The organism is Streptomyces sp. R35 (assembly GCF_041053035.1).
Classification (GTDB): Bacteria; Actinomycetota; Actinomycetes; order Streptomycetales; family Streptomycetaceae; genus Streptomyces; species Streptomyces lutosisoli.
This window is the reverse complement of the sequence record NZ_CP163440.1, coordinates 2913579-2938368: the sequence shown is the minus strand read 5'-3', so window position 1 is coordinate 2938368 and position 24790 is coordinate 2913579. Positions and strand designations below refer to the sequence as shown.

General features: G+C 71.3%; 19 protein-coding genes. 8 read left to right on the top strand and 11 right to left on the bottom strand.

Annotated elements, in window-relative coordinates:
* Positions 1–110 precede the first annotated feature (110 nt).
* The 7 genes from AB5J50_RS13610 to AB5J50_RS13580 form a co-directional block, all read right to left on the bottom strand.
* Positions 111–947, bottom strand: a complete 837-nt coding sequence (locus AB5J50_RS13610; RefSeq protein WP_369257894.1) for a CoA ester lyase — start codon at positions 945–947, stop codon at positions 111–113.
* Positions 944–2146, bottom strand: coding sequence for a CaiB/BaiF CoA transferase family protein (locus tag AB5J50_RS13605; protein ID WP_369257892.1), 1203 nt, complete (start codon positions 2144–2146; stop codon positions 944–946). Before AB5J50_RS13605 ends, AB5J50_RS13610 begins: the two co-directional genes overlap by 4 nt.
* Positions 2143–3036 (bottom strand): ribokinase, encoded by an 894-nt coding sequence (gene rbsK, locus AB5J50_RS13600; protein WP_369257890.1) that lies wholly within the window; start codon positions 3034–3036, stop codon positions 2143–2145. The genes AB5J50_RS13605 and rbsK overlap by 4 nt, the downstream gene beginning before the upstream one ends.
* Positions 3033–4424, bottom strand: a complete 1392-nt coding sequence (locus AB5J50_RS13595; protein WP_369257888.1) for an ADP-ribosylglycohydrolase family protein — start codon at positions 4422–4424, stop codon at positions 3033–3035. The genes rbsK and AB5J50_RS13595 overlap by 4 nt, the downstream gene beginning before the upstream one ends.
* Positions 4412–5584, bottom strand: coding sequence for an ADP-ribosylglycohydrolase family protein (locus AB5J50_RS13590; protein ID WP_369257886.1), 1173 nt, complete (start codon positions 5582–5584; stop codon positions 4412–4414). Before AB5J50_RS13590 ends, AB5J50_RS13595 begins: the two co-directional genes overlap by 13 nt.
* A 7-nt stretch (positions 5585–5591) precedes the next feature.
* Complete coding sequence (locus AB5J50_RS13585; protein ID WP_369265384.1) at positions 5592–6845, bottom strand: ADP-ribosylglycohydrolase family protein; 1254 nt, start codon at positions 6843–6845, stop codon at positions 5592–5594.
* Between the two features lie 431 nt (positions 6846–7276).
* On the bottom strand, positions 7277–8518 hold the full coding sequence (locus AB5J50_RS13580) for an ADP-ribosylglycohydrolase family protein (protein ID WP_369257884.1): 1242 nt from the start codon (positions 8516–8518) through the stop codon (positions 7277–7279).
* A gap of 284 nt (positions 8519–8802) precedes the next feature.
* Here AB5J50_RS13580 and AB5J50_RS13575 point away from each other — a divergent pair, with 284 nt between their 5' ends.
* The 3 genes from AB5J50_RS13575 (at position 8803) to AB5J50_RS13565 (ending at position 15946) form a co-directional block, all read left to right on the top strand.
* Entirely contained in the window at positions 8803–9534 is a 732-nt protein-coding gene (locus AB5J50_RS13575; protein ID WP_327427988.1) for a VIT1/CCC1 transporter family protein, read from the top strand.
* 366 nt (positions 9535–9900) lie between these two features.
* A complete protein-coding gene (gene gltB, locus AB5J50_RS13570) occupies positions 9901–14493 on the top strand; it encodes a glutamate synthase large subunit (protein ID WP_369257882.1) in 4593 nt (1530 codons plus the stop codon).
* The gene (locus AB5J50_RS13565) at positions 14486–15946 is read left to right on the top strand and encodes a glutamate synthase subunit beta (RefSeq protein WP_327427986.1); all 1461 of its coding nucleotides are present in this window, start codon (positions 14486–14488) and stop codon (positions 15944–15946) included. Before gltB ends, AB5J50_RS13565 begins: the two co-directional genes overlap by 8 nt.
* 146 nt (positions 15947–16092) lie before the next feature.
* Here AB5J50_RS13565 and AB5J50_RS13560 read toward each other — a convergent pair whose 3' ends face one another.
* On the bottom strand, positions 16093–16941 hold the full coding sequence (locus AB5J50_RS13560; protein WP_369257880.1) for a chitosanase: 849 nt from the start codon (positions 16939–16941) through the stop codon (positions 16093–16095).
* A gap of 20 nt (positions 16942–16961) precedes the next feature.
* Complete coding sequence (locus AB5J50_RS13555) at positions 16962–17882, bottom strand: rhomboid family intramembrane serine protease (RefSeq protein WP_369257878.1); 921 nt, start codon at positions 17880–17882, stop codon at positions 16962–16964.
* 166 nt (positions 17883–18048) lie between these two features.
* Between AB5J50_RS13555 and AB5J50_RS13550 the strand changes: the two genes are divergently transcribed.
* The 3 genes from AB5J50_RS13550 to AB5J50_RS13540 all read left to right on the top strand — a co-directional run bounded on the left by AB5J50_RS13550 (position 18049) and on the right by AB5J50_RS13540 (position 21117).
* Entirely contained in the window at positions 18049–18768 is a 720-nt protein-coding gene (locus AB5J50_RS13550) for a VWA domain-containing protein (protein WP_369257876.1), read from the top strand.
* Positions 18765–19325 (top strand): HutD family protein, encoded by a 561-nt coding sequence (locus AB5J50_RS13545; protein WP_369257874.1) that lies wholly within the window; start codon positions 18765–18767, stop codon positions 19323–19325. Before AB5J50_RS13550 ends, AB5J50_RS13545 begins: the two co-directional genes overlap by 4 nt.
* Before the next feature lie 73 nt (positions 19326–19398).
* Positions 19399–21117, top strand: coding sequence for a cytochrome bc complex cytochrome b subunit (locus AB5J50_RS13540; protein ID WP_369257872.1), 1719 nt, complete (start codon positions 19399–19401; stop codon positions 21115–21117).
* Here AB5J50_RS13540 and AB5J50_RS13535 read toward each other — a convergent pair.
* Together AB5J50_RS13535 and AB5J50_RS13530 are read right to left on the bottom strand one after the other, a co-directional pair.
* Positions 21092–22099: an acyl-CoA dehydrogenase family protein gene (locus AB5J50_RS13535; RefSeq protein ID WP_369257870.1), complete on the bottom strand. Its 1008-nt coding sequence runs from the start codon at positions 22097–22099 to the stop codon at positions 21092–21094. The two genes, AB5J50_RS13540 and AB5J50_RS13535, sit on opposite strands and share 26 nt — an antisense overlap.
* On the bottom strand, positions 22099–23244 hold the full coding sequence (locus tag AB5J50_RS13530) for an acyl-CoA dehydrogenase family protein (protein ID WP_369257868.1): 1146 nt from the start codon (positions 23242–23244) through the stop codon (positions 22099–22101). The genes AB5J50_RS13535 and AB5J50_RS13530 overlap by 1 nt, the downstream gene beginning before the upstream one ends.
* An 85-nt stretch (positions 23245–23329) precedes the next feature.
* Between AB5J50_RS13530 and AB5J50_RS13525 the strand changes: the two genes are divergently transcribed.
* Positions 23330–24121: an SDR family oxidoreductase gene (locus tag AB5J50_RS13525; protein WP_369257866.1), complete on the top strand. Its 792-nt coding sequence runs from the start codon at positions 23330–23332 to the stop codon at positions 24119–24121.
* 57 nt (positions 24122–24178) lie between these two features.
* The gene (locus AB5J50_RS13520; RefSeq protein WP_369257864.1) at positions 24179–24790 is read left to right on the top strand and encodes a TetR/AcrR family transcriptional regulator; all 612 of its coding nucleotides are present in this window, start codon (positions 24179–24181) and stop codon (positions 24788–24790) included.

Sequence of the window (24790 nt, the reverse complement as noted above, 5' to 3'; positions counted from 1 at the left end):
CGCGCCCCTGACGGCTCGGGGCTACGTCCCATCGCCCCCGGCCCACCTCGGGTGCTTTTAGGGGCGCGGGGAACTGCGCGCCCAGCCCCCACCCACGAGCCCCGGGAGGGTCAGACCAGGCGGCGTGCCAGGGCGAGGGTGCGGTGGGCGCCTACTACTACCGCTGCGTCGATGAAGCGGCCGTCGGGGAGGGCCTGGGCGCCGGGGCCGGTGGCGGCGGCCTTGACGATGGCTTCGGCGGAGTCGATCTCGGCCGGGGTGGGCAGGTAGGCCCGCTCGATGATGGGGAGCTGACGGGGGTGGATGGCCGCGCGGCCGAGGAAGCCCAGGGTGCGGCCGTGCGCGCAGGACGCGGCGAGGCCCTCCACGTCGCGGATGTCGGGGTAGACCGACTGGACCGGCGGCGGCAGGCCCGCCGCACGGGCGGCCACGATCACCCGGGCACGGGACCAGTCCAGGCCCGCGTCCTCCCGTACGCCCAGGTCGGCCCGTAGATCCGCCTCGCCGAGCGAGACACCGCGCAGCGCCCGGTGCGCGGACGCGATGGCGAAGGCCTGCTCGACGCCGAGGGCCGTCTCCAGGAGGGCGTACAGCGGGATCGCGCCCCCCTCGGCGGGAGTGGCGCCCTCCGCGACCCGTACGACGTCGTCGGGCGAGGTCACCTTGGGCAGCCGGAGACCGGACAGGCCGGGGAGCGGGGAGAGGGTCTTGAGGTCGGCCTCGGCCAGCGGGCCGTCGAGGGCGTTCACCCGGACCATGACGGGGACCGGTGTCGGTTCGGTGAGGAGGTCCGCCGTGGCGGCGCGGGCGTACTCCTTGCGGTCCGGGGCGACCGCGTCCTCCAGGTCGACGAGGACGACGTCCGCGCCGGAGACGAGGGCCTTGGCCACGACGTCGGGGCGGTCCCCGGGGGCGTACAGCCAGGTGAGAGGGAACTCCGCGGTCACAGGGCGCCCTCCGCTCGCAGGGCGTCGATCTCGGGCCCCGTCAGGCCGAGTTCGGCGAGCACCGTCTCCGTGTCCGCGCCGTGCGGACGGCCCGCCCAGTGGATCGCACCGGGCGTGGCGGAGAGCCGGAAGAGGACGTTCTGCATGCGCAGCGGGCCCAGTTCGGGGTCGTCGATGGTGGTGATCGTGTCCAGGGCCTCGTACTGCGGGTCGTTCATGACGTCCCGGACGTCCTGGATGGGAGCCACCGCCGCCTCCGCCTTCTCGAACGCCTCCAGGACCTCGGCGCGGGTACGGCGGGCGATCCAGGCCCCGACCGCCTCGTCCAGGATCTCCGCGTGGCGCGCCCGGTCCGCACCGGTCGCGAACCATGGCTCCTCGATCACGTCCGGGCGCCCGACCAGCCGCATCACCCGCTCGGCGATCGACTGCGCCGACGTGGAGACCGCGACCCAGGAACCGTCCGCCGTGCGGTAGGTGTTGCGGGGCGCGTTGTTCGCGGAGCGGTTGCCGGTACGCGGCTGGACGTGGCCCAACTGGTCGTACCAGATGGGCTGCGGGCCGAGGACGGTCAGGATCGGCTCGATGATCGCCATGTCGACGACCTGGCCCTCGCCGGTGCGCTCGCGGGCCGTCAGCGCGGTCATCACGGCGTACGCCGTCGCCAGGCCCGCGATCGAGTCGGCCAGGCCGAACGGGGGGAGGGTCGGCGGGGAGCCGGGCTCGCCGGTGATCGCCGCGAAGCCGCTCATCGCCTCCGCGAGGGTGCCGAAGCCGGGGCGGTGCGCGTACGGGCCGAACTGGCCGAAGCCGGTGACCCGGGCGAGGACGAGCCGCGGGTTCGCCGCGGACAGTTCCTCCCACCCGAGATCCCACTTCTCCAGCGTGCCGGGGCGGAAGTTCTCGATGATCACGTCGGAGGTGGCGGCGAGGCGGAGCAGGGTCTCACGACCGCCGGGCCTGGACAGGTCGAGGGTGATCGTGCGCTTGTTGCGGCCGAGGAGTTTCCACCACAGGCCGATGCCGTCCTTCGACGGGCCGTGCCCCCGGGACGGGTCCGGCTTGGCCGGATGCTCGACCTTGATGACCTCCGCGCCGAAGTCGCCGAGCATGGTGGCGGCGAGCGGTCCGGCGAAGAGGGTGGCGAGGTCGAGGACGCGCAGCCCGGCGAGGGGGCCGCCCTGCGAGTGCGCTGTCATGAGCCGGCCTGGGTGTCGATCTCGGAGCGGTACGGCATCGAGGACGACGCCCCGGGCCGCTGCACCGACAGCGCGGCCGCCGCCGATGCCCATGCGAGCGCCTCCGGCATCTCCCGGCCCTCGCCGAGCGCCACCGCGAGGGTGCCGACGAAGGTGTCGCCCGCACCGGTCGAGTCCACGGCGGTCACCTGGGGCGCGGGCACGCTGAGGAGGGCTGCGCCGCGGGCCGCGTACAGGCTGCCGGCCGCGCCCAGCGTCACGACGACCTCCGGAACCTGGTCCAGCAGGGCGGCGGCGGCCTCGCGGGGGTCGGTGACGCCGGTGAGCGCGGCGGCCTCGTGCTCGTTGGGCACCAACAGGTCGATGGAGGCGAGGAGTTGGGGTGGCAGGGGTTGCGCGGGGGAGGGGGTGAGGATCGTACGGACGCCGTGCCGGCGCGCGGCTTCCGCGCCCGCGACGACCGCGTCCAGCGGGATCTCCAGCTGGAGCAGGAGCGCGTCGGCGGTGGCGATGAGGCCCTCGTCTCCGGGGGCGAGGGCGGTGACGGTGCCGTTCGCGCCGGGGATGACGACGATCGCGTTGCCGCCCTCGTCGTCCACGACGATGTGCGCGGTGCCGGACGGGCCCTCGGTGGTGCGCAGATGGTCGGTGTCCACGCCCGAGTGCTCCAGTGTGGACCGGAGCAAGCTGCCGAAGGCGTCCGCGCCCACCGCGCCGATCAACGAGACGTCCGCGCCCGCGTGGGCCGCGGCCACCGCCTGGTTGGCGCCCTTGCCGCCGGGGATCGTACGGAACTCCCGTCCCGTCACGGTCTCTCCGCGCTGCGGGGCCTTGGCGACGTACGCGACGAGGTCCATGTTCGTGCTGCCGAGTACGGCGATATGGGTCATGGGCGACGGGTCTCCCGGTGCGTGAGATGGGCGAGGGTGTCGAAGCCGATGCCGTTGAAATCGGCGATCGAGGTGGCGAGGCGGTTCTTCAGGGGGGTGGTCCAGCGGTCGGGGAGGGCGAGCGGGTCTCCTGCCAGCAGACCCGCGATGCTTCCCGCCGTCGCGCCGTTGGAGTCGGTGTCCCAGCCGCCCGACACCGCACGGCAGATGGAGCCGGAGAAGTCGCCGTCCGCATGGGTGAGGGCGGCGGCGATCAGGGCGGTGTTGGGGATGGCGTGGACCCAGTGGTAGGCGCGGTGGGTGGTGTGCAGTTCGTCGACGACCGCGTCGAAGTCCGATGTCGTACGGGCGAGTCGGACGGCGTGGCGGACCGCCTGGGCGAGGCGGGAGGCGGGCGGGACGACGGTGAGTCCGGTGTGCAGGCAGGCGTGGATGTCGTGCGTTCCGGTGGCCGCGGCGCCGATGGTGGCCGCCGTGAACATCGCCGCGTAGACGCCGTTCGCCGTGTGGGTGAGGGTGGCGTCGCGGTGGGCCTGTTCCGCGGCGGCGGCCGGGTCGCCGGGGTTGGTCCAGCCGTGTACGTCCGCGCGGATCAGGGCGCCGATCCACTCGCGGAACGGGTTGCGGTGGCGGGCCGTGCGTGGGGGGCCGATGCCGGTGAGGAGGTTGCGGTAGGCGATGCGTTCGGCGGTGAAGGTGCGGCCTGCGGGGAGTTCGTCCAGCCAGAGTCTCGCTACGTCCGCGGTGGTGAAGTTCCTGCCGTGGCGCTGGAGCAACAGGATGTTCAGGAGGGGGTAGTTGAGGTCGTCGTCCTCTGGCATGCCGTCGATGTTCTCGGCGAGGGAGGTGGGGGCGGAGCGTTTGTTCCAGGGGTAGGTGGTCTTGAGGTCGTCCGGGACGCCGCGTGCCGTGAACCAGGTGTGGAGGGGCCAGTTGCCGGTGGCCCGGGCGAGGGCTCGGATGCCTTGGAGGGGGAGCTTCTCCACTGGTTTGCCCAGGAGGCAGCCGACTGCTCTGCCTAGCCAGGCTGCTTCCAGGCGGGCCTGGGTGGGAGCGGAGCTGGGGGTGGGGGCGCTTACCGGCGCCGACAGGGCGCCAGGCCGGGCGGGCCAGTCGGGGCAGTGGGTTCTGATCTTTGTCAGGCTTGTTGGTTCGTGTTCTGCCAACTTGCTGGGCAGGTCTGCCAGTTCGTCCAGGAGGTCCTTGGCCAGTATCCGGAGGTAGGGGGATGCCGGGGTGGGGGAGGCGCCCGCGCGGAGGGGGGCCTCCGGGCCGCCGGCCGCTCGCCAGCGGGAGGCGATGGCCGAGGGGGCGCGGCCGTCCTGGGAGGCCTGGTGGAGTTCGTGGCCGAGGAGGTCCTCCGGTTGGACCCAGGTCAGTCGGAGCATGGTGTTCCCGTCAACGCCGCGTACGCCGACGCGTGAGCCCGGTGGCGTCGGGCGTCCCGTTCGAAGATCTCGCCGGTCACCTCCGTGAGCGTCCTCGCGGGGGCGTTCAGGTCGAGGCGGCTCGACTCCGCCACCGTCTTGGCCCAGTCGTGCGGGACCTCGGAGCCGAGGGCGCCGGCGAGGGCGCCGGACATGGTGGCGATGGAGTCGCAGTCGCGGCCGTAGTTGACCGAGCCGAGGACCGCGTGCCGGTAGTCGCCGGCCGCGACCACCAACATGCCCAGGGCGAGGGGGAGTTCCTCAATGGAGTGGAGGCGGGAAGGGCGGCGGGCGCCGAGGGAGGGGGAGCGGTAGTCGGGGCCGACCGTGTCGTAGGGGGCAACCGCCTCCCGCAGCGGGACCAGCGCCGACTCGAAGTCCGTGTGCCGGGCGGCGACTTCGCAGACCGCCTCGATGGCCGAGCGGGTGCCGTCCTTCGCCAGGGCCAGGCAGGCGGCCACGACGGAGTCCGGGGTCGCCCCGGGTGCGCACGCCGCCGCCACCCCCGCCGCGAAGACGCCCGCCGCCTCGCGGCCGTACGACGACTGGTGGGCGCCCGCGATGTCGAGCGCCTCGGCGTAGGCGCGGGCCGGGTTGGCCGCGTTGACCAGGCCGACCGGGGCCATGTACATCGCGGCACCGCAGTTGACGATGTTGCCGGTGCCTGCCTCGCGGGGGTCCACATGGCCGTAGTGGAGGCGGGCCACCAGCCATTTCTCCGCGAGGAAGATCCGCTGGAGGGGGAGGGCCTCGGCCTCCAGTTCGGGGATCCAGCGGGGGGTGCCCATGAGGTCGGGGACCAGGTGCTCGGCGACGGCGTACGCGTCGAGGTGGTCGCGGACGGTGGCGTACACCCGTACCAGCGCATGGGTCATCAAGGTGTCGTCGGTGACGTGCCCGTCGCCCTTGTGGTACGGGGCGATGGGGCGGGCCGTACGCCAGTCGTCGCCGTTCCAGGGGCAGACGATGCCGTGTACCCGGCCGCCGTGACGTTCGGTGATCTGCTCGGGGGAGTACCCCTCGACGGGGCCGCCGAGCGCGTCGCCGACGGCGGCTCCGACGAGGGCTCCGGCGATCCGTTCGTCGAGGGTGGATCCTGTTCCTTCTCCTTTGGGCGTCATGCCCGAATCATCCCTCTGGGGTGGCCAGTTCCGTGGCTTCCAGGAGGTCGGCGAGTCCGATGAGATCCGTACCGGTGAGGCGGGGGAGCGCGCAGCCGGACAGCGTGCGGCAGGCGTCGCGCCAGGCGGCGGGGATCGCGGCTCCACCGCCGAGGGCGCCGGTCAGTGCTCCGGCGAGAGCCGGCGCGGAGTCGGCCACGCGGGACAGGCACGCGGCGGCGGGTACCGCTTCCGCGATCCGGCCGTGCGCGGCGGTGGCGAGGGCGAGGGCGACGGGGACGGTTTCGGCGGCCGCGATGCCATAGCTGTAGACATGGTCGACGATCTGATGTTCCAGCAAGGGGACGAGCGCGAAGGTGCCCTCGCTCTCGCGGGCGAGCCGCAGCGCGTGCCGGGTGTTGCGGCCGATCTCCGTCGATGCGGGGAGTTCGGCCAGGGCGGCGTCCACGCAGGCGTCGACATCGGCCCCGGCGAGGGCGAGCGACACCGCCGCGGCCATGGCACGGGCGCCGTGCACGCCGTCGCTGTCCTGGGTGTAGCGGGCGTCGAACTCGGCGAGTTCCGCGGCGAGTCGGGGGTCGCCCGGGTGGGCCACGGCCAGCACGCAGGCCCGTACGCAGGCCGCGTCGTCGAAGTAGTGCGGGTTGTCGTGGCCGGTCGCGGGCGGGCGCAGACCGGTGGCCAGGTTGCCGAGTCCGGCCCGTACGGAGATACGGGCGCGCAGCGGGAGCAGCGCGGACTCGACCTCGGGGGCGCGCTCGGCGGCCGCGGCGACCTCGCTGGCGATGGCGTTCCACGACAGGTCGATGGACGCCCGCATCCGCCGCTCCCGGCTCAGGTCCCCGAGCGCGGCGCCCTCCCCGGCCCGCAGCACGGCCTCCGCCGCGAACGCCGCCCACTCCGCGTCGTCCGACGGGCCGAGCCGCAGCGGCTCCGGCGGCTGGTTCAGCGCGATCGGCACGGGCAGCGTCGTCGTCGCGTTCTGCTCCGCGAACGTGTCCAGCTCCCGCGTCAGCCGCCGCGTCCACTCGGGCATCCGCGCGGCACGGTGCCGCGCGGCGGGCCAGCCGGCGGCGTCCCCCGCGGCCAGCCCGAGGAGAAGCCCCTCGATACGACGGGGGCGCGTGCGCGGGGGTGTTTCCGTGCGGGGGTCTGTGAGGGTGGGTGCCCCTGCGCGGGGCTCTGCGAGGGCGGGCGCCGTGCGGGGGTCCGTGAGGGCGGGCGCCTCCGTGCCGGGCTCTGTAAGCGTGGGTGCCGCCATGCGGGGCGTTGCCGCGACGGGCGTCGCCGTGCGGGGGGCTGCCGCATCGGGCGTCACCGTGCTGAGCGCTCCCGCGAGGGGCTCCTCTGTGCTGGACACCTTCGTGCCGGGCGCTGCCGCGACGGGCGCTGCCGTGCCGGGCCCCGTCGTGCCGGGCCCCGTCGTGCCCAGCAGCTCCGTGACGGGCGTCGCCGTGAGGGCTTGCTCCTTCGTGCCGGGTGGCTCGGTGAGAAGGGCTGCCGTGAGGGCTTGCTCCTTCGTGCCGGGTGGCTCGGTGAGGAGGGTCGGCATGAGGGGCTGCTCCTCCGTGTCCTCCGTGCCGGGTGCCTCCGTGAGGAGGATCGCCGAAACGGCCTCTGCCGCAGGGGTGGCCCCCACTCCGGCTCCCTCGCCCGTGCTCTCTCCGGGCTCGTCTCCGACCAGGCCGGGCCTCACGGTCGTACCTCGTCGTCATCGGCGGCGAGGACGTACGCGTCGGCGTAGGGAAGCGCGTTCGCGTCCGTGTCGGGAAACGCGTGGGGAGGGGCGTAGGGAAGTGCGTACGCGTCCGGGTGGGGCAGTGCGTACGCGTCCGGGGCGGGGAGGGACCACTCGCCGCCCGGATCTCGTACGAACCCGCCCGCGCCCCCACCCCTGCCCGCACCTCGTGCGTGTCCCCCGGCCCCCCACTTCCCGTCGTCGCCCGGCGTCAGCAGTTCCGCCACGTCCAGTACGTGGTGGCCCTCCATCGAGGGGAGGCAGCTGCCCCGGGCCGGGCCGATGGCCGCTGCCCAGGCGGCCGGGATCGACGAGGCGCCGTGGGTCGCGCCGGCCAGGGCGCCCGCGACCGCCGCCGTCGTGTCGGCGTCGCGACCCATGTTCACTGCGGTGAGCACGGACTCGGTGAAGGCGCCGTCGGCGGCCGCGTAGGCGCCGAAGGCGAGGGCGACGGCCTCGGGGGCGAGGTCGGTCCAGGGGTAGCCGCCGATGACGACCGCCGAGCGGACCGCGCGCTCGCCCCGGTGAGCCACTGCGACCGCCCGGCGCAGGGAGCGGGCCGTCCAGGAGTCGTCCGGGATCACCGCGAGCGCGGAGGCGACCACCGCGATCGTGGGGGCGCCCGCCATCGCCGCCGCGACGCCCGCCGCGACCGCCTGGCCGCCGTAGATGCCCTCCCCGTCATGGCTCACCGAGCCGTCGATGGCGACGAGCCTCGCGGCTTCCGCCGGGCGGCCGGCCGCGAAGACGCCGAAGGGGGCCGCGCGCATGGCCAGGCCGTCACTCCAGGCGTGCCGGTGCTGGGCCGAGATCGGCGCCGCCAGGCCGCGGCGCAGGTTCTCCAGCGTGCCGCGCTCGCTGAAACCCGCACCCTTGAACGGGCCCTCGTCACGGTCCGCGATCCACTGGTGCCAGGCCGACTCGACATGGGCCACGGTGAGCGCCGAGCCGTGCCGGGCCAGCAGCAGCCCCGAGAAGATCGCGTACTCGGTGTCGTCCGTCCCGGCCGGGTGCTCGGCGACGTATCCCGTGATCCGGCCCCACTTCGCACGGATCTCCGACGGCTTCATGTTCTCGGCGGGCGCGCCCAGCGCGTCCCCGACGGCGAGTCCGAGCAGCGCGCCGCGCGCCCGTTCGCGGAGATCGGCGGCGTCCCCGGGCGCCGGGACCGAGGGAATGCAGGCGATGGAAGCCATACGTGCCTCTCCTCTCGGGGCCCCTGTCAGTGCGCGGAACCGAGCGCGCGGAACCCTTTGCGGATCTCTCCCACATTGGCGGTTGACAGGAGCCTCATCGGCCTCACTGTCACCCGGTCGACATCTGTGCAGACATTCGCACGAATGAGCGTAAGCCGGTAAAGGTGCAGGTTAGCCCAGCCTTTCCTTGCTGGCGGGGGCGAAATGAAGGGCGTAAGTTCAGTGTTGTCGAAGAGTGGAACTTGTCTAAAGTTAGCCTTACCTTAGAGCGCTGGGGGACCCGTATGGCCATCATCGAGATCGAAGCGACACTGCACGAGGCGCACCGTGACAACCACACCCACCGGGATGTGAACGGCGGATGGCTGCGCCCGGCGGTGTTCGGTGCCATGGACGGGCTCGTGTCCAACCTCGCCCTGATGACCGGCGTCGCCGGCGGGTCCGTGTCTCATCAGACGATCGTCATCACCGGGCTCGCGGGCCTCGCCGCGGGCGCCTTCTCCATGGCTGCCGGCGAGTACACCTCCGTCGCCTCGCAGCGCGAACTCGTCGAGGCCGAACTCGACGTCGAGCGACGGGAGTTGCGCAAGCACCCCCTTGACGAGGAGCGCGAGCTCGCCGAGCTCTACCAGGCCCGCGGTGTCGAGCCCGAGCTGGCGCGGGAGGTCGCCAGGCAGCTGTCCCGCGACCCCGAGCAGGCTCTGGAGATCCACGCCCGCGAGGAACTGGGCATAGACCCCGGCGACCTGCCCTCCCCGACCGTCGCCGCCGTGTCCAGCTTCGGCTCCTTCGCTCTCGGCGCCGTGCTCCCCGTGCTGCCGTTCCTGCTGGGTGCGACCGCCTTGTGGCCCGCGCTGCTGCTCGCGCTGATCGGGCTCTTCGCGTGCGGTGCGGTGGTGGCGAAGGTGACCGCGCGGTCCTGGTGGTTCAGCGGGATCCGGCAGCTCGCTCTGGGTGGTGCGGCGGCGGGTGTGACGTACGTCCTGGGCAGCTTGTTCGGTACCGCCGTAGGATGATGCATCGAGCACCTATGCAAGGGACTGCATAAGTAGCCGTTACTCGGCGGTTTCGATTGCTTAACCACCGGGCATGAGCCGTAAGCGCTGTGGGCAATGAGGCCTGCACGCACCACTCGCTGTGGGCGACGAAGCCTGCCGCGAACCGGGCCGACGGTCACTGATCTGTCCGCTTAGGTCCCTTACCTTCCACCGCCGAGCGCGGTACCCCCCGCCGCGACCCCGCGGTGTCCGCATGTTGGAACGGTGTATCCAGTTACCGGGAACCGCCCCATCATGTAACCTGCACGAAATTTTGCACCCCAGCAGAGGGCCAACGTCGTCCCTCGGCAGATGTCATATGCCACGACGACGACGGGAGAGCCGATGCGTACGCCGCGCCAGCCGTCCCAGCACTCCACGAATGGCCAGAAGTGGTCCTTCATGGATGCTCGCCCTGCTGCGCAGGGTATGTACGACCCCCGCAACGAGCACGACGCCTGTGGCGTCGGCTTTGTGGCCACCCTCACCGGCGAGGCGAGCTACGCGCTGGTCGAGCAGGCGCTCACGGTTCTGCGCAACCTGGAGCACCGGGGTGCCACCGGCGCCGAGCCCGACTCGGGCGACGGCGCGGGCATCCTGTCCCAGGTTCCGGACGCCTTCCTCCGTGAAGTGGCCGGATTCGAGCTCCCCGCGGCCGGTGCGTACGCCGTGGGTATCGCCTTCCTCCCCGAGGACGGCATCACCGACGTCGTCTCACAGATCGAGACGATCGCCGCCGCCGAGGGCCTCACAGTCCTGGGCTGGCGCGAGGTCCCGGTCGCCCCCGAGCTGCTCGGCGCCACCGCCCGCTCGACGATGCCCGTCTTCCGCCAGATCTTCGTGGCCGACGGCGTCAGCGAGGGCATCGACCTCGACCGCAAGGCCTTTGTGCTGCGCAAGCGCGCCGAGCGCGAGGCCGGCGTCTACTTCCCGTCGCTCTCCGCGCGCACCATCGTCTACAAGGGCATGCTGACCACCGGTCAGCTGGAGCCCTTCTTCCCGGACCTGTCCGACCGCCGCTTCGCCTCCGCGATCGCGCTCGTGCACTCCCGGTTCTCCACGAACACCTTCCCGAGCTGGCCGCTCGCCCACCCGTACCGCTTCGTCGCGCACAACGGCGAGATCAACACGGTCAAGGGCAACCGCAACTGGATGCGCGCCCGCGAGTCCCAGCTGGTCTCCGAACTCTTCGGCGACAAGGGCCTGGAGCGGATCTTCCCGGTCTGTACGCCGGACGCCTCCGACTCAGCCTCCTTCGACGAGGTGCTCGAACTCCTGCACCTCGGCGGCCGTTCGCTCCCGCACTCCGTGCTGATGATGATCCCGGAGGCGTGGGAGAACCACGCCTCCATGGACCCGGCCCGCCGCGCCTTCTACCAGTTCCACGCCACGATGATGGAGCCGTGGGACGGCCCGGCCTGTGTCACCTTCACCGACGGCACCCAGGTCGGCGCGGTCCTCGACCGCAACGGCCTGCGCCCCGGCCGCTACTGGGTCACCGACGAGGGCCTCGTCGTCCTCGGCTCCGAGGTCGGCGTCCTCGACATCGACCCCGCGAAGGTCGTCCGCAAGGGCCGTCTGCAGCCCGGCAAGATGTTCCTCGTCGACACCGTCGAGCACCGCATCATCGAGGACGACGAGATCAAGGCCGGCCTCGCCGTCGACAAGCCGTACGCGGAGTGGCTGGAAGCCGGCGAGATCGAGCTCTCCGACCTGCCCGAGCGTGAGCACATCGTGCACACCCACGCCTCGGTCACCCGCCGCCAGCAGACCTTCGGTTACACCGAGGAGGAGCTGCGCGTCATCCTCGCGCCGATGGCCAAGGCCGGTGCCGAGCCGATCGGTTCGATGGGCACGGACTCGCCGATCGCCGCGCTGTCCTCGCGTCCGCGGCTGCTCTTCGACTACTTCACCCAGCTGTTCGCGCAGGTCACCAACCCGCCGCTGGACGCGATCCGCGAGGAGCTGGTCACGTCCCTGCGCTCCTCGCTGGGCCCGCAGGGCAACCTGCTGGAGCCGACGGCCGCTTCCTGTCGTAGCGTCACCCTGCCCTTCCCGGTGATCGACAACGACGAGCTGGCCAAGCTCATCCACATCAACGCCGACGGCGACATGCCCGGCATGAAGGCCGCGACCCTGTCCGGCCTGTACCGGGTCTCCGGCGGCGGCGACTCCCTCGCCGCGCGCATCGACGAGATCTGCACCGAGGCCGACGCGGCCATCGAGAACGGCGCCCGGCTGATCGTCCTGTCGGACCGTCACTCGGACGCCGAGCACGCGCCGATCCCGTCGCTGCTGCTCACCGCGGCCGTTCACCACCACCTCATCCGCACCAAGCAGCGCACCCAGGTGGGCCTCCTGGTCGAGGCGGGCGACGTCCGCGAGGTCCACCACGTGGCCCTCCTCATCGGCTTCGGCGCCGCCGCGGTCAACCCGTACCTGGCGATGGAGTCCGTCGAGGACCTCGTCCGCGCCGGTACCTTCCTGACCGGCATCGAGTCCGAGCAGGCCATCCGCAACCTGATCTACGCGCTCGGCAAGGGCGTCCTCAAGGTCATGTCCAAGATGGGCATCTCGACCGTCGCCTCCTACCGTGGCGCCCAGGTCTTCGAGGCCGTCGGTCTCGAAACGGCCTTCGTCGAGAAGTACTTCAACGGCACGGCCACGAAGATCGGCGGCGCCGGTCTCGACGTCATCGCCAAGGAGGTCGCGGCGCGTCACGCCAAGGCCTACCCGGCTTCGGGCATCGCGCCCGCGCACCGCGCCCTCGACATAGGCGGCGAGTACCAGTGGCGCCGTGAGGGCGAGCCGCACCTGTTCGACCCGGAGACGGTCTTCCGCCTCCAGCACTCGACGCGCTCCGGCAGCTACGAGATCTTCAAGAAGTACACGGACCGTGTGAACGAGCAGTCCGAGCGCCTGATGACGCTCCGTGGCCTGTTCGGCTTCAAGTCGGACCGCCCCTCGATCTCCATCGACGAGGTCGAGTCCGTCTCCGAGATCGTCAAGCGGTTCTCGACCGGCGCCATGTCGTACGGCTCGATCTCGCGCGAGGCGCACGAGACCCTCGCCATCGCCATGAACCAGCTGGGCGGCAAGTCCAACACCGGTGAGGGCGGCGAGGACGCGGACCGTCTCTACGACCCGGCGCGCCGTTCGTCGATCAAGCAGGTCGCCTCCGGCCGCTTCGGCGTCACGTCCGAGTACCTGGTCAACGCCGACGACATCCAGATCAAGATGGCGCAGGGTGCCAAGCCCGGCGAGGGCGGCCAGCTGCCCGGCCACAAGGTGTACCCCTGGGTCGCCAAGACCCGGCACAGCACCCCGGGCGTGGGCCTCATCTCCCCGCCGCCGCACCACGACATCTACTCCATCGAGGACCTGGCTCAGCTGATCCACGACCTGAAGAACGCGAACCCGCAGGCGCGGATTCACGTGAAGCTGGTCTCGGAGGTCGGCGTCGGCACGGTCGCGGCCGGTGTGTCGAAGGCGCACGCGGACGTCGTCCTCATCTCCGGCCACGACGGCGGAACGGGCGCCTCCCCGCTCACCTCGCTGAAGCACGCGGGCGGCCCCTGGGAGCTCGGCCTCGCCGAGACCCAGCAGACGCTGCTGCTCAACGGCCTGCGCGACCGCATCGTCGTGCAGACCGACGGCCAGCTGAAGACCGGCCGTGACGTCGTCATCGCCGCGCTGCTCGGCGCCGAGGAGTTCGGTTTCGCGACCGCGCCGCTCGTCGTCTCCGGCTGCGTCATGATGCGCGTCTGCCACCTGGACACCTGCCCGGTCGGCATCGCCACCCAGAACCCGGTGCTGCGCGACCGGTTCGCCGGCAAGGCCGAGTACGTCGTGAACTTCTTCAAGTTCATCGCCGAAGAGGTCCGCGAGATCCTCGCCGAGCTGGGCTTCCGCTCCATCGAGGAGGCCGTCGGCCACGCCGAGAACCTCGACGTGGAGCGGGCGATCACCCACTGGAAGGCGCAGGGCCTGGACCTGACCCCGCTCTTCTACGTGCCCGAACTGCCCGAGGGTGCCGCGCTGCACCAGGTCATCGAGCAGGACCACGGCCTGGAGAAGGCGCTCGACAACGAGCTGATCAAGCTCGCCGCCGACGCGCTGGCCGCGGACTCCGCGACCGACGCCCAGCCGGTCCGCGCCCAGGTCGCGATCCGCAACATCAACCGCACGGTCGGCACCATGCTCGGCCACGAGGTGACGAAGAAGTTCGGCGGCGCGGGTCTGCCCGACGACACCATCGACATCACCTTCACCGGCAGCGCGGGCCAGTCCTTCGGCGCCTTCCTGCCGCGCGGTGTCACGCTGCGCCTGGAGGGCGACGCCAACGACTACGTCGGCAAGGGCCTCTCCGGAGGCCGGGTGATCGTCCGTCCCGACCGGGGCGCCGACCACCTCGCCGAGTACTCGACGATCGCGGGCAACACCATCGCGTACGGCGCGACGGGCGGCGAGCTCTTCCTGCGCGGCCGCACCGGCGAGCGCTTCTGCGTCCGCAACTCCGGCGCGACGGTGGTCTCGGAGGGCGTGGGCGACCACGGCTGCGAGTACATGACCGGCGGTCACGCGGTGGTCCTGGGCGAGACGGGCCGCAACTTCGCGGCCGGCATGTCCGGTGGCGTCGCGTACGTCATCGACCTGAACCGCGACAACGTGAACGTCGGCAACGCGGGCGCCGTGGAGGAGCTCGACGACACCGACAAGCAGTGGCTGCACGACGTAGTGCGCCGGCACGCGGAGGAGACCGGCTCGACGGTCGCCGAGAAGCTCCTCGCCGAGTGGTCCGTCTCCGTGGACCGCTTCAGCAAGATCATCCCCAGCGCATACAAGGCAGTGCTCGCCGCCAAGGACGCCGCCGAGCGAGCCGGACTCCCCGAGTCCGAGATCACCGAGAAGATGATGGAGGCGGCGACCAATGGCTGATCCCAAGGGCTTTCTGAACCACGGCCGTGAGGTCGCCAAGTCCCGTCCCGTGGACGTGCGTCTCAAGGACTGGAACGAGGTCTACGTTCCGGGCTCGCTGCTCCCGATCATCTCCAAGCAGGCCAGCCGCTGTATGGACTGTGGCATCCCGTTCTGCCACAACGGCTGTCCGCTGGGGAACCTGATCCCCGAGTGGAACGACTACGCGTACCGCGAGGACTGGTCCGCCGCGTCCGAGCGCCTGCACGCCACGAACAACTTCCCGGAGTTCACCGGCCGTCTGTGCCCGGCTCCTTGTGAGTCCGCGTGTGTGCTGGGCATCAACCAGCCCGCCGTGACCATCAAGAACGTCGAGGTCTCGATCATCGACAAGGCGTGGGACACGGGCGATGTCGCCCCGCAGATCCCCGAGCGCCTGTCGGGCAAGACCGTCGCGGTCATCGGTTCCGGCCCCGCCGGTCTCGCCGCCGCCCAGCAGCTGACCCGGGCCGGCCACACGGTCGCCGTGTACGAGCGCGCCGACCGCATCGGCGGCCTGCTGCGCTACGGCATCCCCGAGTTCAAGATGGAGAAGCGGCACATCAACCGCCGTATCGAGCAGATGCGCGCGGAGGGCACCCGCTTCCGTACGGGCATCGAGATCGGCCGCGACCTCAAGGCGACGGACCTGCGCAAGCGGTACGACGCCGTGGTCATCGCCGCCGGTGCGACCACCGCCCGCGATCTCCCCGCCCCCGGGCGGGAGTTGAAGGGCATCCACCAGGCGATGGAGTACCTGCCCCTGGCCAACAAGGTGCAGGAGGGCGACTACGTGGCGCCCCCGATCACCGCCGAGGGCAAGCACGTCGTGGTCATCGGCGGCGGCGACACCGGCGCGGACTGCGTGGGCACCGCCCACCGCCAGGGCGCGGCCTCGGTGACGCAGCTGGAGATCATGCCGCGACCGGGCGAGGAGCGGAACGCGGGCCAGCCCTGGCCGACGTTCCCGATGCTCTACAAGGTCACCTCCGCGCACGAGGAGGGCGGCGAGCGCGTCTACTCCGTCTCGACCACCCACTTCGAGGGCGACGAGGACGGCAATGTCCAGTGGCTGCACCTCGTCGAGGTCGAGTTCATCGACGGCAAGCTGACCCAGAAGCCGGGCACGGAGCGCAAGATCCCGGCCCAGCTGGTGACGCTGGCCATGGGCTTCACGGGCACGGACGTCGAGAACGGCGTCGTCTCCCAGTTCGGCCTGGAGCTCGACGCCCGCGGCAACATCGCCCGAGACGCCGAGTTCGCGACCAACGTCCCCGGCGTGTACGTCGCCGGTGACGCGGGCCGCGGCCAGTCCCTGATCGTCTGGGCCATCGCGGAGGGCCGCTCGGCCGCCCGCGGGGTCGACCGCTTCCTCACGGGCGCGAGCGACCTGCCGGCCCCGATCCGCCCGACGGACCGCTCCCTGATGGTCTGACGACCACCAGCGGTCTGACGCTCCACCCAACAAACGTCCCGTACAACGGCGTACGGAACTGAACGCGGCGCCTGCCTTGTCCCCGACCGGACTTTGGTGGGCGCCGTGGTGCGTTCGGCTACCGCACAGGGGTTACGGCACCTGCGTCACGGCACCTTGTACGTCTCCCCGTACACCTTCCACTCCAGCGGCGTACGCAGGTCCAGGTTGCCCTCGTACAAGAACTTCCGCTGGGCCGTGTCGATGCGGGTCGTGTCGCGGTGGGCGTTCTTGGACTTCATGGCCGCCCGGCGGATGTCGAGGAAGATGTCGAGGTAGGCCTTCTCGGAGCCGCCCTCGGCGGGGGTGTCGGCCTGGGCCAGGGCGCGGGTGCGCAGGCCGTAGAAGCCGGTCGCGCTGGTGCCTGGGCCGTGCATGACCATGGCGTCGTAGTAGATGAACTGGCCCAGTGTGCCGAGGCCGTCGAGTGTGGCGCGGCGGACCGCGGGGTCGAAGTAGACGCGGTCGCGCTCGGCGTCCTGGGCCGCGCGGAAGGCCGCCACCGAGGCCTCCTCGCGCCAGGCCGCGGGGAAGCCCGGGTCGAGGCCCTCGTGCGAGTCCGTGCCGTCGACCTTGCGCAGGGCGGGGAGATAACGGGCGAGACCGTTGCCCGGGTGGTCCTTCGTGTAGTGCTCCACCAGGACGAGCAGGTCGTGGGTGCCGGTGCAGAAGCCGATGAGGCCAGCCGTGTAGCCCTGGCCGTCGCCGATGTCCTCGATGTAGGAGTAGGCGCTGCGCCAGTCCAGCGTGGAGTTCTCGGCGCTCGCCACGATCTGCTGGGCCAGTTCCTTCTTGTCGGGCGCGGCGAGGCCCTCGGCGTCCGTGTGCCCGGCGTCCTGGCGGGCTCCCGGGTGCCCTGCGGTCTCGCCCGCGCCCGAGGGCCCGGGGGTGAAGAAGTAGACCGCCGCCGTGACGAGGGGGAGGACCGCGAGCAGCAGAAGACGACCTCGTTTCATGGGCCCAGCGTAGGGATCGGCTAGGCCGCCCCGCTCTTCAGCGCGGACATCTTCGCGACGGCCAGGACCACCAGCAGCATCAACAGCATCGCGCACGCGGCCCCTTGGCGGAGAGCCCGGCGGCTGTCGCGGGGCGCGTACGCGTAGGCCAGCGTCACGGCACCGCCCGCCAGCAGACCGCCCAGGTGGCCCTCCCAGGAGGTGATCCACGCCGAGATCACCAGCCAGAGCAGCAGGCCCCCCATGTACTGGTTGACGCCGCGCATGTCCGCGCCCAGCCGGCGGGCCATCACGTAGTACGCGGCTCCGAGGCCGAAGATGGCGCCGGACGCGCCGACCGTGGGATCGTCCGGAGCCGCCAGCAGGATGAGGACCGAGCCGCCGAGCGCCGAAAGCAGGTACAGGGTGACGTAGCGGGCCCGGCCGAGCTGGGCCTCCACGACCCGGCCGATGTTCCACAGCGCGACCATGTTCATCACGATGTGCGCGATCCCGAACGTGCCCTCGGTGGGCGGCTGATGGAGGAACGCGCCTGTCAGCATCCGGTACCACTCGCCATCGATGATCCCCTCGGGATGCAGGACCGACGGGTACGGGTACTGCCACAGGTAGTGCCCGCCGTCCGGGCCCGCCAGGCCCCGGCCCAGCATCTCGAACCGGTCGACCACCGACGGACGGGCCACCTCGGCCACATAGGCCAGCACATTGAGGCCGATCAGCAGGTACGTCACCACGGGCACCGTCGAGATCCGGCCGCCGAAGGCCGTGCGGGCCTGCCGCACCGACCGCGCGCCCTCCTTCACACACCCCACGCACTGGTGGCCGACGGCCGCCTCGCGCATGCAGTCCGGGCAGATGTAGCGGTCGCACCGCGTGCAGCGCACATGGGACTCCACCTTGGGATGGCGATAGCAGGTGGTGACGGCGGACTCGGGCTCCACGGCCGGCTCCTCGGGAGGTAACTGCGTGACGGTGACAGGAGTGCCGATGGGGGCGGCGGCGAACAAAATATCGAACGCCGGTGTGCGGGAGGGACGGAGGGTGCCTGAGTGCCTGCGGTGACGTAATCTCGGCGTTTCCGCAACCCTCGCGCGATGGGAGCTCCGCATGGCCGGAATCAGCCTGACCAAGGTGGAGGAGACCGCGCCCGCGTTGGTCAGTCTGTACAAGAGCGCGGGGGTGTCCCTCACCCGGCACGGGCTGAACGGGCAGCGGGCCGCCGTGTATCTGGTCGTCGACTACTCGGGGTCGATGAAGGAGTACTACAAGGACGGCAGTGTGCAGGCGCTCGCCGACCGGGTGCTCGGTCTCGCCGCCCACTTCGACGACGACGGAACCGTGCCTGTCGTCTTCTTCTCCACGGACATAGACGCCGTCACCGATATCGCGCTCGACAACCACCAGGGCCGCATCGAGCGGATCGTCGCCGGGCTCGGGCACATGGGCAAGACCAGCTACCACCTCGCCATGGACGCCGTCATCGACCACTATCTCGACAGCGGCTCCAAGGACCCCGCCCTCGTCGTCTTCCAGACCGACGGCGGACCGATCAACAAGCTCGCCGCGGAACGGTACTTGTGCAAGGCGGCGAAGCTTCCGCTGTTCTGGCAGTTCATCGGGTTCGGGGATCCGGACAGCCGGCAGTTCGAATTCCTGCGCAAACTCGACGAGTTGGCGGTGCCGCACAAGCGGGTCCTCGACAACGCCGGGTTCTTCCATGCCGGTTCGGATCCGCGGAAGGTCTCCGACGGGGAGCTGTACGACCGGCTCGTGGGCGAGTTCCCGCAGTGGCTGTCGGCGGCGCGGGCGCGGGGGGTCGTCCAGTGACCGTACAGCCGCTGCCCGCCGCAGAGCGGGCCGCCGTGCCCTGGAAGAACGGCGGCGGAGTGACCCGTGAGATCGCCGCATGGCCCTCGGGCGCGGACATGGGCGACTTCGTGTGGCGGGTGAGCCTCGCCGATGTCGACGCCGACGGGCCGTTCTCGGCGTTCGCCGAGGTGGACCGGATCCTCACCATGGTCGAGGGCGAGGGAATGGACCTGACCGTCGGCGGCGAACGCCGTCGCGTCGACACCCGCTACGCGCCCCAGGGCTTCCCCGGCGACCTGCCCACCGACTGCCGCCTGCTCGGGGGCCCCGTCGTGAACCTCAACGTCATGTGGCGCCGGGGCGGAGAGGCGGCCCCGGCCGTCACGATCACGCACTCCCGGCCGCCCCTCACCCTCCCCGCGGACCCGGCCGTACTGGTCGTCGTGCTCGACGGGACCGCCGAGCTGTCCGGGCTGACCCTCGGACGGTACGACGCGGCGCTGCTGACCGACGAGGACGCGGTGCTGCACGCGACGGGCCGCATCGCCGTCATCGGTCTCATGTCACGGGACTGAGCGACGGGATCACGACGCCCCGTTGGCTTCGGCGAGGCGGCATGCCACCCTGGTGGGCCGAGGGGAGCGGTTCATGGGCGTGCGAGAGAGCAACTCAGGCCGGGCTACGGGGACTTCGAGTGCAGGGACTTCCGCTGCCGGGACTTCAACTGGCAGGACGTCGTCCGTCGGGACTTCGCGTGCCGGGCGGGACGAGACCGGCAAGGGGGAGCGGCTCGCGGACTGGGCCGACGGGCGGCTGGGCATCTACGCGCTGGCCAAGGCCAACATGCGCAAGGTCTTTCCGGACCACTGGTCGTTCATGCTGGGCGAGGTCTGCCTCTACAGCTTCATCGTCCTGATCCTGACCGGCGTCTATCTGACCCTGTTCTTCGAGCCGAGCGGGGTCGAGGTCGTCTACCACGGCTCGTACAAGCCGCTGAACGGCATCATCATGACGCGGGCGTACGAGTCCACGCTCGACATCAGCTTCGATGTGCGCGGCGGCCTGCTGATCCGGCAGATCCACCACTGGGCGGCGCTCGTCTTCCTCGCCGGGATGCTCGTCCACATGATGCGGGTGTTCTTCACCGGCGCGTTCCGCAAGCCGCGCGAGGTCAACTGGCTGTTCGGCTGGACCCTGTTGATGCTCGGCCTCATCACCGGTCTGACCGGCTACTCGCTCCCCGACGACCTGCTCTCCGGCACGGGCGTCCGCTTCGCGCAGGGCGCCATCCTGTCGGTCCCGGTCGTGGGGACGTATCTCTCCTTCTTCCTCTTCGGAGGGGAGTTCCCGGGGCACGACATCATTTCGCGCTTCTTCCCCATCCATGTGCTCCTGCTGCCGGGGATCATGCTGGGGCTGGTGGTCGCGCATCTGATCCTGGTCTTCTACCACAAGCACACGCAGTACCCGGGGCCCGGCCGCGACCAGAAGTCCGTCGTCGGCATGCCGTTCATGCCGGTCTACATGGCCAAGGCGGGCGGCTTCTTCTTCCTCGTCTTCGGCGTCCTGTCGATCATGGGCGCGATCGCCACCATCAACCCCGTCTGGGCCTTCGGGCCCTACCGGCCGGACCTGGTGACCACCGGCGCGCAACCCGACTGGTATCTGGGCTTCTCCGAGGGACTGATCCGGGTGATGCCGGGATGGGAGATCAACGCCTGGGGCCACACGCTCCAGTTGGGCGTCTTCATCCCCTTCTCGCTCTTCCCGCTCATCATGACCGCCATCGCCGTCTATCCGTTCATCGAGGCGTGGGTCACCGGGGACAGACGTGAGCACCACATCCTGGACCGGCCGCGCAACGTGCCCACGCGCACCGGACTCGGCGTCGCCTGGCTGACGCTGTACGCCGTCCTGCTGGTCGGCGGGGGCAACGACCTGTGGGCCACCCACTTCCATCTCTCGATCAACGCGATCACCTGGTTCGTACGGGTCGCCGTCTTCGCCGGACCCGCGCTCGCCTACGTCGTGACGAAACGGATCTGTATGGGACTCCAACGCCGGGACCGCGACAAGGTGCTGCACGGGCGCGAGTCCGGCATCATCAGGCGGCTCCCGCACGGCGAGTACGTCGAGGTCCACGAACCGCTCACGCCGGCACAGCGGTTCACGCTCACCCAGCACGAGCAGGCGCCGCCGTACGAGGTGGGGCCGCTCGTCGACGCGAACGGCGTGGTCCGCCGGGTCGGCCCCGCCCGGCGGCTGCGCGCCCGGCTGGCGCGGGCCCTGTACGGACCGGACACGCAGATCCCGAAGCCGACGGTGGAGGAGTACCGGGAGCTCACGAGCGAGGACCATCACCACTGAGTCCACTGAGTCCACTGAGTCCACTGAGGACGTCAGCCCTGCACTCGGCGGGCGTGCCCCACGCGGTGCGCAGGGCGCGGGCCTTGGTGAGCCAGAGGGAGAGGTCGTACTCGGCCGTGTAGCCGATCGCGCCGTGCAGCTGGAGGGCGGTACGGGCGGTGGCGTACGCGGCTTCGCAGGCCGTGACCTTGGCGGCGGCGACGTCTGCCGGTGTCATCGACAGGGCGGCCCCGAACAGGAGCGGCCGCGCGAACTCCAGGGCGATCCTCGCGTCGGCGAGCTGATGCTTGACGGCCTGGAAGGAGCCTATGGAGACGCCGAACTGGGTGCGCTGCTTGACGTACGCCACAGTCCGGTCGAGGAGCGCGAGCCCTGCCCCGAGGGCCTGCGCGGCGGTGGCGAGACGGGCCCAGCACAGGGCGTGGGCGGCGGCACAGGTGACCTGGGGGCCGGTGGCCAGAAGTTCACCGCCGGGTTCCGGCCGGGCGAGCCGCCGGGCCCGGTCCACCGACGGGCGCACCGGGCCGTGGCCGGGCGCGAGCCGCAGGCCGGCGCCGTGCACGGCGAGCAGGACCGTCGCCGCGTCCGCGTCGAGCGCGCAGGAGTCCGTCAGGGCGAGCGTGGCGACGCTCTCGCCCGAGGCCAGCGCCGGCAGGAGCCGCTTGGCGGGGCCCGACTCGTCGAGCCCGGAGAGCAGCGCGGCCGCCGCCACCGTCTCCACCAGCGGACCCGGAACCCCGTGGCGGCCCAACTCGACGAATGCCACGGCCAGTTCGACGGGCAGGGGGCCCACCCCGTCGTACGCCTCGGATATCGCCAGCGCGAAGACGCCCGCGTCGGCGAGGCGGGACCACAGGGCGCGGCCCGGGGTGTGGTCGCCCTCGGCCCAGGCGCGGATGGCCGAAGGGGTGTTCGCGGAGGTCAGCATCGCGTCGAGGGAGGCGGCGAAGGCGCGCTGTTCGGTGTCGAGGAGGAAGCGCATCAGCGGCGACCCTTCGGGAGGCCGAGCAGGCGCTCGGCGATGATGTCGCGCTGGATCTCGTTGGTGCCCGCGTAGACGGGTCCCGCGAGGGAGAACACGTAGCCCTCGGACCAGTCGGTGTCCGCCAACTCGCCAGCCGGGCCCAGGAGATCGAGCGCCGTCTCGTGCAGCGCGATGTCGTACTCGGACCAGAAGACCTTGTTCAGGCTGGACTCCGGGCCGATGCTCTCGCCGTCGAGGAAGCGGGAGGCGCCCGCGTACGTGAACAGCTGGTAGGCGCGGGCGCCGATCACGGCGTCGGCCACCCGGTCGCGCAGGGCCGTGTCCGAGGGGTCGGCGTGGGTGCGCCAGAGGTTGACCAGCCGGTCGGCGGCGGCGAGGAAGCGGCCCGGTGAGCGCAGCGTCAGCCCCCGTTCGTTGCCCGCTGTCGACATGGCGATCCGCCAGCCCTGGCCCGGCTCGCCGATCACGTCCTCGTCGGGGACGAAGACGTCGTCCAGGAAGAGCTCCGCGAAGGCCGGTTTGCCGTCCAGGCGGCCGATCGGGCGGACGGTCACGCCGGGTGCGCGCAGGTCGAACATCAGGTAGGTGAGGCCTTGGTGGGGTTTCGGGGTGTCCGGCTCGCTGCGGAACAGGCCGAACGCGCGGTCGGCGAACGCGGCCCGCGACGACCAGGTCTTCTGCCCGCCGAGCAGCCAGCCGCCGTCCGTGCGCACCGCGCGGGAGGTGAGGGAGGCCAGGTCGGAGCCGGCCTCGGGCTCGGACCAGGCCTGCGCCCAGATGACCTCGCCCGTGGCCATCGGCGGCAGCACGCGCGCGCGTTGCTCCCGCGTGCCGTGGTCGAAGAGCGTCGGCGCGAGGAGGCTGATGCCGTTCTGGCCGACCCGGCCCGGCGCGCCCGCCGCGTAGTACTCCTCCTCGAAGACCAGCCACCGGACGATGTCCGCGCCCCGTCCGCCGTACTCCGTGGGCCAGGACACCACCGACCAGCGGTCCGCGGCCAGTTCGGCCTCCCACGCGCGGTGCGCGGCGAAGCCCTCCTCGGTCTCCAGCGAGGGGAGCGGGACGGACGGGACATGGGCGTCGAGCCAGGCCCGGGCCTCGGCGCGGAACGCCTCGTCGGCGGCGGAGTGGGCGAGATCCATCGGCGGCACCCTTCGGGGACGACGTTCGCCGGCAACCTTCTGTGCGGCCTTCCCTAACAAGTGTTTGGTAGGTTAGCGTGGAGTCATGAGCGACGTCGAGAGCCCGGCGTACGTACCCGGGCACGGGCTGCTGAAGGGGCGCTCCGCCGTGATCACCGCCGCGGCGGGAGCGGGTATCGGCGGGGCCACGGCACGCCGGTTCCTGGAGGAGGGCGCGCGCGTGCTGATCAGCGACGCCCACGCGCGCAGGCTCAAGGAGACCGAGCAGTCGCTCGCCGAGGAGTTCGGCGCCGCGCAGGTCGCCTCCCTGCCCTGCGACGTCACCGACGAGGACCAGGTCCACGCCCTCTTCGACACGGCCGCCGGTCTGCACGGCGGCCTGGACATCGTCGTCAACAACGCCGGCCTGGGCGGCACCGCCGACCTCGTCGACATGACCGACGAGCAGTGGTCGAAGGTCATCGACGTCACGCTGAACGGCACGTTCCGGTGTACGAGGGCGGCCCTGCGGCTGCTCAAGGAGCAGGGCGGCGGGGGAGTCGTCGTCAACAACGCCTCCGTCATCGGCTGGCGCGCCCAGGCCGGCCAGGCCCACTACGCCGCCGCCAAGGCCGGGGTCATGGCGCTCACCCGGTGCGCGGCGATCGAGGCCGCCGGGTACGGGGTGCGGGTCAACGCCGTGTCGCCGAGTCTCGCCATGCACCCGCACCTCGTGAAGGTGACCACGCCCGAACTCCTTGAGGAGCTGACCGCCCGCGAGGCCTTCGGGAGGTACGCCGAGCCCTGGGAGGTGGCCAACGTGATCGTGTTCCTGGCGTCCGGCTACTCCTCGTACATGACCGGAGAAGTCGTCGCGGTCAGCAGCCAGCATGCATAGCTGCGAGGCGGTGGCCGGCCTGCGTGGTCCCGAGGCGCGGAGGACCACAATGGACCCGTGCCTACCAAGAAGAAGCCCCAGGTGACCGCCTCGCCGGAGCGGCGCCGTGAACTGCTCGGCACCGCCGCCGAGGTCTTCGCCGAGCAGGGCTACAACGCCACCACCGTACGCAAGATCGCGGACGAGGCCGGGATGCTCGCGGGCAGCCTCTACTACCACTTCGACTCCAAGGAATCGATGCTGGAGGAGATCCTGCGGACCTTCCTCGACGAGCTCTGGAACGGGTACGACGCCGTCCTGGACGCCGAACTCGGCCCCCGGGAGACCCTGGAGGCCCTGGTCACCGAGTCCTTCCGGGAGATCGACCGGCACCGTGCCGCCGTCGCGATCTACCAGAAGGAGTCCCGGCACCTCGCGGCCCAGCAGCGCTTCGCGTTCCTCGCCGAATCGCAGCGCAATTTCGAGAAGGCGTGGCTGAGCACGCTGGAGCGCGGCGTCGCGGCCGAGGTCTTCCGGGCCGACCTCGACATCCGGCTCACCTACCGCTTCGTGCGCGACACCGTGTGGGTCGCCGCGTCCTGGTACCGGCCCGGCGGACAGCACAGCCCGGAGGAGATCGCCCGCCAGTACCTGTCGATGGTGCTCGACGGGATCGCCGTACGTGAATGA